General features: G+C 38.5%; 10 protein-coding genes. 9 read left to right on the top strand and 1 reads right to left on the bottom strand.

Going from position 1 to position 13,889, the window contains the following annotated elements:
- Positions 1–32: 32 nt before the first annotated feature.
- From rimP to infB, 3 genes are read left to right on the top strand one after another with little or no spacing between them, the layout of a single operon-like run.
- Positions 33–500 carry a ribosome assembly cofactor RimP gene (rimP, locus tag ACY2RT_RS09460; RefSeq protein ID WP_490155668.1) on the top strand — a complete coding sequence of 156 codons (468 nt, stop codon included), beginning with the start codon at positions 33–35 and terminating at the stop codon, positions 498–500.
- Between the two features lie 8 nt (positions 501–508).
- Positions 509–1,741: a transcription termination factor NusA gene (nusA, locus tag ACY2RT_RS09465; protein ID WP_490155669.1), complete on the top strand. Its 1,233-nt coding sequence runs from the start codon at positions 509–511 to the stop codon at positions 1,739–1,741.
- Positions 1,742–1,799: 58 nt separating this feature from the next.
- Positions 1,800–4,514 (top strand): translation initiation factor IF-2, encoded by a 2,715-nt coding sequence (infB, locus tag ACY2RT_RS09470; protein ID WP_490155670.1) that lies wholly within the window; start codon positions 1,800–1,802, stop codon positions 4,512–4,514.
- A 66-nt stretch (positions 4,515–4,580) separates the two neighbouring features.
- Here the strand turns inward: infB and ACY2RT_RS09475 are convergent, their stop codons facing one another.
- The gene (locus ACY2RT_RS09475) at positions 4,581–4,976 is read right to left on the bottom strand and encodes an SPOR domain-containing protein (RefSeq protein ID WP_490155671.1); all 396 of its coding nucleotides are present in this window, start codon (positions 4,974–4,976) and stop codon (positions 4,581–4,583) included.
- Between the two features lie 223 nt (positions 4,977–5,199).
- Here ACY2RT_RS09475 and ACY2RT_RS09480 point away from each other — a divergent pair, with 223 nt between their 5' ends.
- From ACY2RT_RS09480 to ACY2RT_RS09505, 6 genes are read left to right on the top strand one after another with little or no spacing between them, the layout of a single operon-like run.
- Positions 5,200–6,480, top strand: a complete 1,281-nt coding sequence (locus tag ACY2RT_RS09480; RefSeq protein WP_490155777.1) for a c-type cytochrome — start codon at positions 5,200–5,202, stop codon at positions 6,478–6,480.
- A 27-nt stretch (positions 6,481–6,507) separates the two neighbouring features.
- Positions 6,508–9,567 (top strand): TAT-variant-translocated molybdopterin oxidoreductase, encoded by a 3,060-nt coding sequence (locus ACY2RT_RS09485; RefSeq protein ID WP_490155672.1) that lies wholly within the window; start codon positions 6,508–6,510, stop codon positions 9,565–9,567.
- Between the two features lie 27 nt (positions 9,568–9,594).
- The gene (locus tag ACY2RT_RS09490; RefSeq protein ID WP_490155673.1) at positions 9,595–11,316 is read left to right on the top strand and encodes a helix-hairpin-helix domain-containing protein; all 1,722 of its coding nucleotides are present in this window, start codon (positions 9,595–9,597) and stop codon (positions 11,314–11,316) included.
- A 1-nt stretch (position 11,317) separates the two neighbouring features.
- On the top strand, positions 11,318–11,854 hold the full coding sequence (locus ACY2RT_RS09495) for a DUF3341 domain-containing protein (RefSeq protein WP_490155674.1): 537 nt from the start codon (positions 11,318–11,320) through the stop codon (positions 11,852–11,854).
- Between the two features lies 1 nt (position 11,855).
- Positions 11,856–12,518, top strand: a complete 663-nt coding sequence (locus tag ACY2RT_RS09500; RefSeq protein WP_490155675.1) for a c-type cytochrome — start codon at positions 11,856–11,858, stop codon at positions 12,516–12,518.
- Positions 12,519–12,546: 28 nt separating this feature from the next.
- A complete protein-coding gene (locus tag ACY2RT_RS09505; protein ID WP_490155676.1) occupies positions 12,547–13,887 on the top strand; it encodes a quinol:cytochrome C oxidoreductase in 1,341 nt (446 codons plus the stop codon).
- The last annotated feature ends 2 nt before the right edge of the window (positions 13,888–13,889 follow it).

A 13,889-nucleotide genomic window follows, 5' to 3' on the forward strand; every position in this document is an offset into this window, starting at 1 on the left:
GACAAAAAAGTCCCCTCTTTTTATAGCTTAAAATGATGCGGGGAAAAGTAACAAAACTTTTGGAACAGGCTCTAGAAAAAAACAAATCACTTTTTTTGATCGATTTAAGTATTTCTGAAGCAAATCAAATTAGAGTGATTCTGGATGGTGATAATGGAGTAACTGTGGAAGATTGTATCACTGTAAGTCGTGAAATTGAACACAATCTCGACAGAGAAGAACAAGATTTTTCACTGGAAGTAATGTCTGCAGGTCTATCCGAGCCTTTGGAAATTCCCAGGCAATACAAAAAAAACCTGGGGAGAAAGCTAAAAGTTAAAACGAAAACAGGGGATCTCGTAGAGGGACAACTTGCAATTGCAGATGATGAAAAAATCACTTTGCAGTGGAAGGCACGTGAACCTAAACCTGTTGGGAAAGGAAAAGTAACAGTAGAAAAAGAAGCAGTACTGCCTTATGCAGCTATTGCCAATGCAAAAGTGATGATAACATTTAATTAAAGCATGATATGGAAAATTTAGCGTTAATCGATTCTTTTTCAGAATTTAAAGACGATAAACTGATAGACAGAGTAACGCTCATGGCGATACTGGAAGACGTTTTTAGAAACGCTTTAAAAAAGAAATATGGAAGCGATGATAATTTTGATATTATTATCAATCCGGACAAAGGAGATTTGGAAATTTGGAGAAACCGTATTGTTGTTGCAGATGGCGAAGTAGAAGATGAGAACGAAGAAATTTCATTATCAGAAGCCCGTAAGATCGAGCCCGATTTCGAAATTGGTGAAGATGTGTCTGAAGAAGTAAAACTAATAGACTTAGGACGCCGCTCTATTTTAGCATTGCGACAAAATTTAATTTCTAAGATACACGAGCACGACAATACTAATATCTATAAGCAATTCAAGGAATTGGAAGGTGAAATCTATACGGCTGAGGTACACCACATTCGTCACCGCGCAGTTATTTTATTGGATGATGAAGGAAATGAGATCATTCTTCCAAAAGATAAACAAATCCCTTCAGATTTTTTCAGAAAAGGAGACAACGTAAGAGGAATCATTGAAAGTGTGGAATTGAAAGGTAACAAACCCACAATATTAATGTCGCGGGCAAACCCGTTGTTCCTGGAGAAACTATTTGAGCAGGAAATACCTGAAGTTTTTGACGGCTTGATAACTGTTAAGAAAGTAGTACGTATCCCTGGAGAAAAAGCGAAAGTAGCTGTAGATTCTTATGATGACCGAATTGACCCGGTGGGTGCCTGTGTTGGTATGAAAGGATCTCGTATTCATGGGATCGTTCGTGAATTGGGTAATGAAAATATAGATGTTATTAATTACACCAATAACCTTCAGTTATTCATTACACGTGCTTTAAGCCCTGCGAGAGTCACTTCTATAAAGATAAATGAAGAAACTAAAAGAGCAGAAGTGATCTTAAAACCGGAAGAAGTTTCTAAAGCCATTGGGCGTGGAGGACACAACATCCGTTTAGCAGGACAACTAACCGGCTACGAAATAGATGTGCTTAGAGAAGGAGCGGAAGAAGATGTGGAATTGAGGGAATTCTCCGATGAAATTGAAGCTTGGATTATTGATGAATTCCATAAAATAGGGCTTGATACTGCTAAGAGTGTATTGGAGCATGATATGAAAGATTTGGTAAAACGAATTGACCTTGAAGAAGAAACAATTCAGGAAGTAATTAATATATTGAAAGAAGAATTTGAAGAGTAGTTGAAAGTTTAACTACTTTTATATATTATATAGAGAATAAACAGGAGAAAGCATTTTTATGGCTGAAGTAAAAACGATAAGGCTTAATAAAGTATTACGCGAATTCAATATCTCATTGGATCGTGCCGTGGAATTTTTAAGTTCCAAAGGACACGAGGTGGAGGCTCGTCCAACAACTAAGATATCTGATGAAGAATACCAAATACTGTTTGAAGAATTTCAAACAGACAAAAGCAAAAAGGTAGCTTCAAAAGAAGTTGGGGAAGAAAAGCGTAAAGAAAAAGAAGAGCTGCGTTTGGCTCGGGAGCGTGAAATAGATGAAAAAGAGAAAAAGCAAGCTTCCAGAGTTATTAAAGCCGAAGTTAAATTAGATGGTCCTAAGCAAATAGGAAAGATCGACCTTGAAGGAGATAAGCCAAAGAGTGAAGCGAAAGCTGAAAAAGAAGATGAAAAGCCTGTAGCAAAAGAAACAATAGAAAAACCAAAGAAGACTTCTGCTAAAGTTGAAGAGCCCGTAGCCAAAACAAAAAAAGAAAGGGTACCAAAAGAAGAACCTAAAAAAGAATCTAAAAAAGAAGCTAAGGAAGAGACTCCGGTAGTGGAAGAGGAAGCTCCAAAAGAATCCAAAATAGTTGAGACCAACTACAAAAAATTAGACGGGCCAAATTTTACAGGTAAAAAAATTGATCTTACCCAGTTTAAAAAACCGGAAAAGAAAAAAGTTGAAAAGAAGGAAGACAAATCCTCTGCCGAAAAGAAGAGCAGAAGACGCCGTATAAGTAAAGAAGCTCCAAAAAATGGAAACTTTAGAGACAACAGAGGTGGAGGCCGTAAAGGAGGTCGCTCAAATGTGCCTAAAGAAGAGCCAAGCGAGGAAGAAGTACAAAAGCAAGTGCGAGAGACCTTAGAAAAACTACAAGGAAAATCGTCCAAAGGTAAAGGAGCAAAATACCGAAGAGAAAAGAGAGATATTCACCGCCAAAAAACAGAAGATGAACTGGCACAACAGGAAGCGGACAGCAAACTATTGAAAGTAACAGAATTTGTTACCGTAAGTGAAGTGGCTACCATGATGAGTGTTCCTGTAACCGAAGTAATCTCTGCCTGTATGTCTTTGGGAATGATGGTAACCATGAACCAGCGTTTGGATGCAGAAACACTTTCCATTGTTGCTGACGAATTTGGATACGAAGTAGAATTTGTGACTGCAGATATAGAAGAGGCGGTACAGGAAGAAGAAGATGCGCCGGAAGATCTATCAGCAAGAGCACCAATTGTAACTGTAATGGGGCATGTAGATCACGGAAAAACATCTTTACTTGACTATATAAGAGAAGAAAATGTTATTGCCGGAGAATCCGGAGGAATTACACAACATATTGGAGCCTATGGGGTGCAGTTGGAGAATGGCCAGAAAATAGCTTTCTTAGACACACCTGGTCACGAAGCGTTTACGGCAATGCGTGCAAGAGGAGCTCAGGTAACCGACCTGGCTATTATTGTAGTGGCAGCAGATGATGATATAATGCCGCAAACCAAAGAAGCTATAAGCCATGCTCAGGCAGCAGGTGTTCCTATTGTGTTCGCAATTAATAAAATTGACAAACCCACCGCAAATCCTGAAAAGATCAAAGAAGGCCTTGCCGGTATGAACCTGTTGGTAGAAGATTGGGGAGGTAAAATACAATCGCACGATATTTCGGCCAAAACAGGAGAAGGCGTAACAGAATTATTGGAAAAAGTATTGTTGGAAGCCGAATTATTAGAACTGAAAGCAAACCCAAATAGACAAGCATACGGTACAGTGGTAGAAGCATTTCTCGATAAAGGAAGAGGCTATGTATCTACTATTCTGGTACAGGGAGGAACATTGAGAATAGGAGATTATGTGTTGGCCGGCCAGAATAGTGGTAAGGTAAAGGCAATGCATGACGAACGAGGAAAAAATATTAAAGAGGCTGGACCTTCAACGCCGGTATCTATCTTAGGATTGGACGGAGCACCACAGGCTGGAGATAAGTTCAATGTGTTTGAAGATGAGCGTGAAGCAAAAGCTATTGCTACAAAACGTACACAGTTACAGCGTGAGCAATCCGTACGTACACAACGACATATTACTCTGGATGAAATTGGAAGACGTATCGCCTTGGGTGATTTTAAAGAGTTGAATATTATCTTGAAAGGTGATGTGGACGGTTCGGTAGAAGCGTTAACAGATTCATTCCAGAAACTATCCACTGAAGAAATTCAGGTAAATATTATTCATAAGGCTGTCGGGCCCGTTACTGAAAGTGATGTATTGTTAGCTTCTGCTTCCGATGCGATCATTATAGGATTTAACGTACGCCCAATGGGGAATGCACGCCAGATTGCAGATAAAGAAGAGATCGACATCCGTACCTATTCCATTATATACGACGCTATCAATGATCTGAAAGATGCGATGGAAGGAATGTTGTCTCCGGAAATGAAAGAAGAAATTACCGGAACTGCAGAAATTCGTGAAACCTTCAAGATTTCAAAGATCGGAACCATTGCAGGTTGTATGGTAATGAGCGGAAAGATTTTCAGAAATTCAGGTATCCGATTGATACGGGAAGGAGTAGTTGTGTTTACAGGTGAACTGGAATCCTTAAAACGATTTAAGGATGATGTAAAAGAGGTAGCAAAAGGATACGATTGTGGTATCCAGGTGAAGAACTACAACGACATCAAAGAAGGGGATATTATTGAAGCCTTTCAGGAAGTAGCTGTCAAGAAAAAATTAAAATAAGAGTAGATACTTAAAGAAAAAAGGCGACTCATTCGAGTCGCCTTTTTTTGTGGTGTATTTTTTAAGTTACTTCCTTCGTTCCGGCTTTAAGATAAAGGCCGAAGGAAAATTACGTTGTATTTCTATTAAGGCACGATCAGCTTCAATACGAGATACAAAGTTCCCGGCCCATACCTTATAATTTGGTGTTTCATATTCAATAGATGCTGCCCAGGCTCCGTAAGAATTCCGGTATTTTCTGATAATAGAATTAGCCCGGCTTAATTCTCCATAATACAACTGTATCGTATATCCATCGGATAATTTATTATCCTTTTCAAGAGACTTTTTTAACTCCAATAACTGTGGGATTTTCGCATCTTGCTGCACAGTAACTGTTGCCTGTTGTGCAAAGACGCATCCAGTGGAAATTGTAATTAAAATACTGAAAATTAATAGTTTAAATATATATTGAAACTTCATGTTTTGCCTTCTTTTGTGCAAATGTAAACTATAATAACTTTTGGAACTGCAAAAATATTATTTAGAATAAATATAAATTAACCTTAACACTTTATTTGCATTTCGAAAATCGACTTTAAACCGTACTTTTGTGCCGTTATTTATGGTACATTTTTTACACAAGTAACCAACAAAATGGTAACCAAATATGTGCCAAACTATTGACAATAATTTAACCATTAGTATGAAAAAGGTGAATTACCGAAATCTACCCTCTCAATTGTCACTTCTTTTGTTAGCTTGTTTGCTAACTTTTTCAACTACTATTTATGCACAAGACGAAAGTGTTGACGTTACTGCCGGAGAAGCATTGTATAAAGCAAATTGTGCCGCTTGTCACAAGTTGGACAAAAAAGCGACTGGCCCTGCTCTAAGAGGCGTAGCTCAAAAATATGATAAGGAATGGCTATACAAATGGATAAAGAATAGCCAGGAATTAGTAAAGGCCGGAGACCCAATTGCTGTAAAGATTTTTGCTGAAAACAATAACTCGGTGATGACCGCTTTCCCGGCATTGTCCGATACCGACATAGACAATATTCTGGCTTATACAAGTCAACCAAAACCGGAACCCGTTGTAGCTGAAACTCCTGTAGCCGGAGGTGGTGGAGATAGCAGTGGTGTTTCAAATGACATTATTTTAGGAGCGCTGGCTTTGGTATTCTTACTATTGGTAGTAATGTTATTCCTGGTAACAAATACACTCAAGAGAATTGCAGAGGCCAATGGTGTTGAATATGCAGAAGGAGAAAAAAGAATTCCAATCTGGAAAGCATTTGTTCAAAACCAGTTCCTGGTTTTAGTGACAAGCATATTCTTATTATTGGCTGCCGGTTATTTTGCTTACGGCTGGATGATGCAGATAGGTGTTGATGAGGGGTACGCGCCGGTACAACCTATCCATTATTCTCACAGAATACATGCAGGAGATAATCAAATAGACTGTAAATATTGCCATAGTTCGGCAAGGAAAAGTAAAACTTCAGGAATACCTTCTTTGAATGTTTGTATGAATTGTCATAAAAACATTGGAGAAGTTGCCCCGGAAACTTTGGCAGAAGGAGAAGAATATGGAGTTGATTACAATAAGGAAATTCAGAAACTATATGCAGCTGTAGGCTGGGATGAGGAAACTCAAAGTTATACCGGTGAAGAAAAACCTGTGAAATGGGTTCGTGTTCACAATCTTCCGGATTTTGCTTATTTCAATCACTCACAACACGTAACTGTTGCAGGGGTTGAATGTCAAACATGTCATGGACCTGTCGAAGAGATGGAAATTCTGGAGCAATTTTCACCGTTGACCATGGGGTGGTGTATTAACTGTCACAGAGAGACCAACGTAAACCTTGAAGGAAACGAATACTATGCGAAAATTCATGAAGAACTTTCAAAAAAATATGGAGTTGACAAATTAACGATCGCTCAAATGGGAGGATTGGAATGTGGTAAGTGTCACTATTAAAAACAAAAGAAAATTACAAGTAACAATATGGCATCAAACAAGAAATACTGGAAAAGTGTTGAAGAGCTAAAAGAAAACAGCTCTATTGTTGAGACGCTACAACAAAATGAGTTTGTAGAGCAAATCCCTACAGACGAATTTCTTGGAGACAAAGAAGCTTTAGAAGCTTCTTCAACAACACGTCGCGATTTCTTAAAATATGTTGGATTTACGACTGCTGCCGCTTCCTTGGCTGCCTGTGAAGGTCCGGTAATCAAATCTATTCCTTATGTAGTAGCTCCGGACGAAATAGTTCCGGGAGTAGCAAATTATTATGCCTCTGCGATAGCTGACGGTTTCGATTTTGCCAACGTTTTGGTAAAAACACGTGAAGGACGCCCTATTAAAATTGAGCGGAATGATCTTTCTTCAGTGGGAGGTGTAAATGCACGTGTGCAAGCATCGGTCTTATCTTTATACGATAGCAACAGGTTACCTGTTCCTCTTGTAGATGGAAATGAAGTTTCCTGGGAAGAATTTGATACTGCAGTAGCTCAAAAGATGAATGAAATGACAGGTAAGGATATTGTCCTGTTAACACAAACCTTTGCCAGCCCATCTACTTCAAAATTGATAAAAGAGTTTACAGCAAAATATCCTAATGTACGACATGTAGTTTATGATACGGTCTCCTCTTCTGAAGCATTGGATGCATTTCAAGATAAATATGGTACACGAGGCTTAGCAGATTATGATTTCTCTAAAGCTGATGTAATTGTTTCTGTAGGTGCAGATTTTCTGGGAGATTGGCAAGGTGGAGGATATGATGCCGGATACGCGCAAGGCCGTGTTCCAAAGAACGGAAAAATGTCACGTCACATTCAGTTTGAAGCAAATATGACATTGTCTGGAGCGAATGCGGATAAAAGAGTTCCTGCTACACCTTCACAACAATTAGAAATACTTAAGGCCTTAACCGGCGGGAGTGCTTCCGGATTACCGGAGCATATTACGAAAGCAGTTAACAATGCGAAAGCACAATTAAAGAAAGCCGGGAATAAAGGTGTTGTAATTACCGGATTACAAAACGTTACTGCACAAAAAATGGCACTTGACTGTAATGAAGGAAGTGTAGTGATAGATACTGCAAAACCCAGAATGACTCGTATGGGTAATACTGCTGAGGTTTTGAGTGTAATGAATGATGTAGTTTCCGGAACGGTCAAAGGATTGATTACTGTAGGTGTTGATCCGGTGTATTCTTTTCCTAACAGCGCTGCTTTTGCTGAAGCATACAAGAATTTAGATATGTCTCTTGCATTTTCTATGAAGCAAGACGCTACTGCTTCTTTAGCGCAAATGGTTGCCGCTACACCTCACTATCTAGAATCTTGGGGTGATGTTCAAATGAAGAAAGGCACATTTAGCTTAATGCAGCCTACAATTCGTCCATTATTTAATACAAGACAGTTTCAGGACTGTTTATTGAAATGGACCGGAAATTCAAAAAACTATTACGATTATATTAAAGAAACCTGGGCATCTGTTCTAGGTGGAACATCATGGAACCAGGCATTGCACGATGGTGTTCTTGTAAGTGATACCGAAGTTGAAATGGAGGAAGTTCCTTCTGCCGAAGGAAATGTTAGTTTGGAAAGCAATTCTGCTAATGGAGCACTTTCAGCAAGTATACAAAATGGTGAATTTGAACTTACATTATATACAAAAACTGCATTAGGAGATGGTTCTCAAGCCAACAACCCCTGGTTGCAGGAAATGCCGGATCCAATTACCAGAACGTCCTGGGACAACTATATTACAGTATCTGCTTCTGATGCAGCAGAAATGAGCTTAGAAAATATTAATGTCGCTAATGGTGGCCTTAACGGAAGCTATGTAAATGTAAAAATGGGTGATGTTGTAGTTGAAAATGTTCCTGTATTAATTCAGCCGGGACAAGCCAAAGGTTCTATTGGGTTGGCCTTAGGTTATGGAAAAACAGCAGCTATTCAAGAAGAAATGCAAACAGGTGTAAATGCATATGCGTTGTACCAGAATTTTTCGGCAGTACAAAATGTAACTTTGGAAAAAGTTGCCGGAACTCATGAATTTGCATGTGTACAGTTACATAATACTATGATGGGAAGGGATATCATTCGTGAAACTTCCCTTGAAATATTTAATACAAAAGATGTTGAGACATGGAATCCTGTGCCAATGGTCTCAAAAGATCACCAGGAAATACCTGTGACATCTCCGGATGCAGATCTTTGGGATTCATTTGATCGTTCAATAGGGCATCACTTTAACTTATCTATAGACCTAAATGCTTGTACCGGTTGTGGTGCATGTGTAATTGCCTGTCATGCGGAAAATAATGTTCCTGTAGTAGGTAAAGAAGAAATGCGTATGAGTCGCGATATGCACTGGTTGCGTATTGACCGATACTACTCCAGTGAAGAATCGTTTGTTGAAGACGTTACAAAAAAGGATGAAATTTCCGGATTAGGTAGTTCTTTATCTGAATATGGAGACATGGAAAATGCCTCTGCAAATCCACAAGTAGCTTTCCAACCCGTAATGTGTCAGCATTGTAATCATGCTCCTTGTGAGACAGTTTGCCCTGTTGCAGCAACATCTCACGGGCGTCAGGGTCAAAACCATATGGCATATAACCGCTGTGTAGGTACTCGTTACTGTGCTAATAACTGCCCCTACAAAGTACGTCGTTTCAATTGGTTCTTATATGCTGAAAATGATGAGTTTGATTATAATATGAATAACGACCTTGGACGAATGGTCTTAAATCCGGATGTTGTGGTTCGTTCCCGTGGAGTAATGGAAAAATGTTCTATGTGTATTCAAATGACACAAAAAACAATTCTGGATGCAAAACGTGAAGGTAGGCAAATCAAAGACGGAGAATTCAAAACTGCTTGTTCTGCGGCATGTGAGTCTGGAGCAATTGTTTTTGGAGATATTAACGATCACGATAGTTTAGTATTCGAGAAGAAAAACGATAAAAGAATGTATCACTTACTGGAAGCAGTAGGTACAAAGCCAAATGTGGTGTACCAGACCAAAGTAAGAAATACGAAAGAAGTTTAAACAAACTAAGAAATAGTAAATAAAGATATGGCGTCGCATTACGAAGCACCTATTAGAAGACCTTTAGTTACAGGAAATAAATCTTACCACGATGTTACTGTAGACGTGGCTGCTCCTGTAGAAGGTAAAGCCAATAGATCATGGTGGATTGTTTTTACAATTTCCTTGGTTGCATTATTATGGGGAATTGGTTGTATTATTTATACCATTTCCACCGGTATTGGAGTCTGGGGGTTAAATAAAACTGTGAACTGGGCTTGGGATATTACCAATTTCGTTTGGTGGGTAGGTATTGGTCACGCAGGGACCTTGATTTCTGCAGTACTTTTATTATTCCGTCAAAAATGGAGAATGGCAATTAACCGTTCGGCAGAAGCAATGACTATCTTCTCTGTAATTCAGGCAGGGCTATTTCCAATTATTCACATGGGACGCCCCTGGTTGGCATATTGGGTATTACCTATTCCTAACCAATTTGGATCCTTGTGGGTAAACTTTAACTCACCATTACTATGGGATGTATTTGCAATTTCAACCTATCTGTCTGTTTCATTAGTATTTTGGTGGACAGGACTATTACCTGATTTCGCAATGATCCGTGACCGTGCCATTACACCGTTTACAAAAAGAGTGTATAGCATTTTGTCTTTTGGGTGGAGTGGACGAGCAAAAGACTGGCAACGTTTTGAAGAAGTTTCCTTGGTTTTAGCTGGTTTGGCTACTCCTTTGGTACTCTCAGTACACACAATTGTATCCTTTGACTTTGCTACTTCGGTAATACCGGGATGGCATACCACCATCTTCCCACCTTATTTTGTTGCAGGAGCTGTGTTTTCAGGGTTTGCAATGGTAAATACCTTACTGATTATTATGCGTAAGGTTTCAAATTTGGAAGATTATATTACCGTTCAACACATCGAATTAATGAACATTATTATAATGATCACAGGTTCTATTGTTGGAGTGGCTTATATCACGGAACTTTTTATTGCCTGGTATTCGGGTGTTGAATATGAACAATATGCGTTTCTCAATCGTGCTACCGGACCTTACTGGTGGGCATATTGGGCAATGATGACATGTAATGTATTCTCACCGCAGTTTATGTGGTTTAAAAAATTACGTACCAGTATTATGTTCTCCTTCTTCATCTCAATTGTTGTAAATATTGGTATGTGGTTTGAGCGTTTCGTGATTATTGTAACTTCATTACACCGTGATTACCTTCCATCTTCCTGGACCATGTTCTCACCAACTTTTGTTGATGTGGGTATATTTATTGGAACAATTGGATTTTTCTTTGTACTGTTCCTGTTATACTCCAGAACATTTCCTGTAATTGCACAAGCAGAAGTTAAATCAATATTGAAATCTTCAGGAGACAATTATAAAAACTTACGGGCAACACACGGAGATGATGTGAAGCATTATGATGAAGGAGGAAATGTAGAAAGAAAAGTTCCAACCGGTGACGGTGATCAATCAGAAAAAATAGAAAGTTTATTGAGTAGTATAGGAACATTTGATCCAACTACACAAACAACACAGGATGATCTAAAACTAATTAGTGGTGTAGGTCCTGTAATGGAAGAAAAGTTACACCAATTAGGTATCTACACTTTTGAACAGGTAAGTAGAATGACCGATAGAGAATATGATTTATTGGACAGCATTATCGATGAGTTCCCTGGAAGAGCAAAACGTGATGATTGGGCTGGACAAGCATCAAAACTTAAAAACAACGAATAATATGGCATCGAAAGTGATTCACGCTATTTATAACGACGATGATATCTTATTGCACGCAGTAAAGCAAGTGCGTAATGAGCATTACCATATTGAAGAGGTATACACACCTTTCCCTGTTCATGGTCTTGAAAAGGCCATGGGACTTGCAGATACCCGTATTGCAATTACATCCTTTTTATACGGTTTGGTAGGACTTTCTGTGGCAATTGTTATGATGAATTATATCATGATAGAAGATTGGCCTCAGGATATTGGAGGTAAACCAAGTTTCAGTTATATTGAAAATATGCCTGCATTTGTTCCAATTATGTTTGAGATGACAGTGTTTTTTGCAGCGCATTTAATGGTAATAACCTTTTATATGCGAAGTAAGCTTTGGCCTTTCAAAAAAGCAGAGAATCCTGATGTAAGAACTACAGATGACCATTTTTTAATGGCAATTGATGCAGGACACCACGATGTTGAAAAACTTTCGAAGTTTTTGTATGACACCGGAGCATTGGAAATTAGTTTAATTGAAAATGAAGAAGACCACTAATATGAAAAATAGTATAAACATAGGTATTGCATTAATCACATCGGTACTATTGGTTTCTTGTTTTAATAATAATAAGCCTAATTATCAATATATGCCTAATATGTATGAACCGGTAGGATATGAAACCAATGGTGCATACGATGTATTTCCCGGACAGCAAGAAGCTATGTTGCCTGCAGAAGGTTCTATACCAAGAGGATGGCAGCCTTACGATTATGAAAATTCTACGGCTGGATTAGAATTGGCACGGACCGAATTGAAAAATCCTTTAGAGGTTACAGAGGCTAATTTAGCAGCCGGAAAAGAATTGTATGGGATATATTGTGCAGTTTGTCACGGTGACAAAGGAGATGGTCAGGGAATTTTGGTACAACGTGAAAAATTCCTGGGAATTCCCAGTTATGCTGATGCCGGACGAACTATTACCGAAGGAAGTACTTATCACGTACAGATGTTCGGGTTGAACTCGATGGGGTCATATGCCTCACAAACAAGTGAACTGGAGCGTTGGCAAATTACACAACACGTAATGAACTTAAAAGCTGCATTAAAAGGGGAGCCATTGTTAACAACTGTAGCAGCAGATTCTGTAAGTACCGATACACTTGTAGTAACTGAGAATATTGTTTCTGAAGACACAAATACTTCAGAAGAACAACATTAATTAAAGAATAAAGAGAATAGCTAAAGATATGTATACGCTACCAAATAAATTAAAACTGTTTGCTATCATTTTTATGGTGGTTGGAGCCATTGGTATCATTTCAGGTTTTCTTACCGCACCAGGAACCACAGCAGAAGTAAAGGAAATGATGGCAGACCATCACGGTGAAGACCACAATGGCCATAATGCTTTAAAAGAAATGCATAACAATGGTGAAGAAGTTGCTGTTGAAGCTCATGGAGAGAATGCTCACGATAGTGAAGAAGCGCATTTGGAACATACTTTACACCAAATGCAAAACAGGCCTTGGTCTGCTTTATACATTGCATGTTTCTTCTTCTTTATGATTGCGCTTGGTTGTTTGGCTTTTTATGCAATCCAATGGGCTGCACAGGCGGGCTGGTCACCGGTGCTTTTTAGAGTGATGGAGGCAATTACTTCGTATTTAGTGCCAGGAGGTATTATAATGTTTGTACTACTAGCCCTTTCGGGATTGCATATAAATCACCTTTTTGTATGGGCAGACCCGGAAGTTGTTGCACATGATAAATTACTACAAGGAAAAGCAGGTTGGTTAAATAGTACTGGATTATTAATTAGAGCTGCTATCTTTCTAGGTGGTTGGATGCTATACCGTCATTTTGCAGTTAAGTTTTCCAGAAAGAGTGATGATGCGACAGATAACAGATGGTTTAAGAAAAGCTTTAAAGTTTCAGCTGCCTTTTTAGTATTCTTTATCTATACGGAGTCTATAATGTCATGGGATTGGATTATGAGTTTCGACCCACACTGGTTTAGTACTTTATTTGGATGGTATGTATTTGCAGGGATGATGGTATGTGCTATTACTGTAATCGCAATGGTAACTATTACATTAAAGTCTCAAGGATATCTTGAATTTGTAAACGATAGTCATATTCATGATTTGGCAAAATATATGTTTGCTTTTAGTATTTTCTGGACCTATCTGTGGTTTTCGCAGTTTATGTTAATATGGTACGCAAACATACCTGAAGAAGTTACTTACTTTGTAACAAGAATTGAAGACTTTAAATTACCATTCTTTGGAATGGTTGCAATGAACTTTGTATTCCCGGTATTGTTGTTAATGAATAGTGATTACAAGCGTGTCAATTGGTTTGTAATACTTACAGGAATCGTAATTCTTGCCGGGCATTATATAGATGTATATTTAATGATAACACCTGGTACTGTGGGAACTTCTTGGTTTATAGGAGTTCCGGAAATAGGAGCTATGTCATTTTTCTTCGGGTTGTTTGTTTTTGTCGTCTTTACGGCACTAACAAAAGCACCATTGTTGATCAAAAACAACCCATTTATGAAGGAGAGCAAACATTTTCATTATTAATT

The sequence above is a fragment of the Ulvibacter sp. 2210JD10-4 genome, assembly GCF_058148525.1.

Bases quoted from the DNA above. Each gene is read 5' to 3' on its own strand.
- ACY2RT_RS09505 (WP_490155676.1), top strand. From the start codon at position 12,547: ATGTATACGCTACCAAATAAATTAAAACTGTTTGCTATCATTTTTATG.
- ACY2RT_RS09480 (WP_490155777.1), top strand. From the start codon at position 5,200: ATGAAAAAGGTGAATTACCGAAATCTACCCTCTCAATTGTCACTTCTT.
- ACY2RT_RS09475 (WP_490155671.1), bottom strand. From the start codon at position 4,976: ATGAAGTTTCAATATATATTTAAACTATTAATTTTCAGTATTTTAATT.
- nusA (WP_490155669.1), top strand. From the start codon at position 509: ATGGAAAATTTAGCGTTAATCGATTCTTTTTCAGAATTTAAAGACGAT.
- infB (WP_490155670.1), top strand. From the start codon at position 1,800: ATGGCTGAAGTAAAAACGATAAGGCTTAATAAAGTATTACGCGAATTC.
- ACY2RT_RS09495 (WP_490155674.1), top strand. From the start codon at position 11,318: ATGGCATCGAAAGTGATTCACGCTATTTATAACGACGATGATATCTTA.
- ACY2RT_RS09490 (WP_490155673.1), top strand. From the start codon at position 9,595: ATGGCGTCGCATTACGAAGCACCTATTAGAAGACCTTTAGTTACAGGA.
- ACY2RT_RS09485 (WP_490155672.1), top strand. From the start codon at position 6,508: ATGGCATCAAACAAGAAATACTGGAAAAGTGTTGAAGAGCTAAAAGAA.
- ACY2RT_RS09500 (WP_490155675.1), top strand. From the start codon at position 11,856: ATGAAAAATAGTATAAACATAGGTATTGCATTAATCACATCGGTACTA.
- rimP (WP_490155668.1), top strand. From the start codon at position 33: ATGATGCGGGGAAAAGTAACAAAACTTTTGGAACAGGCTCTAGAAAAA.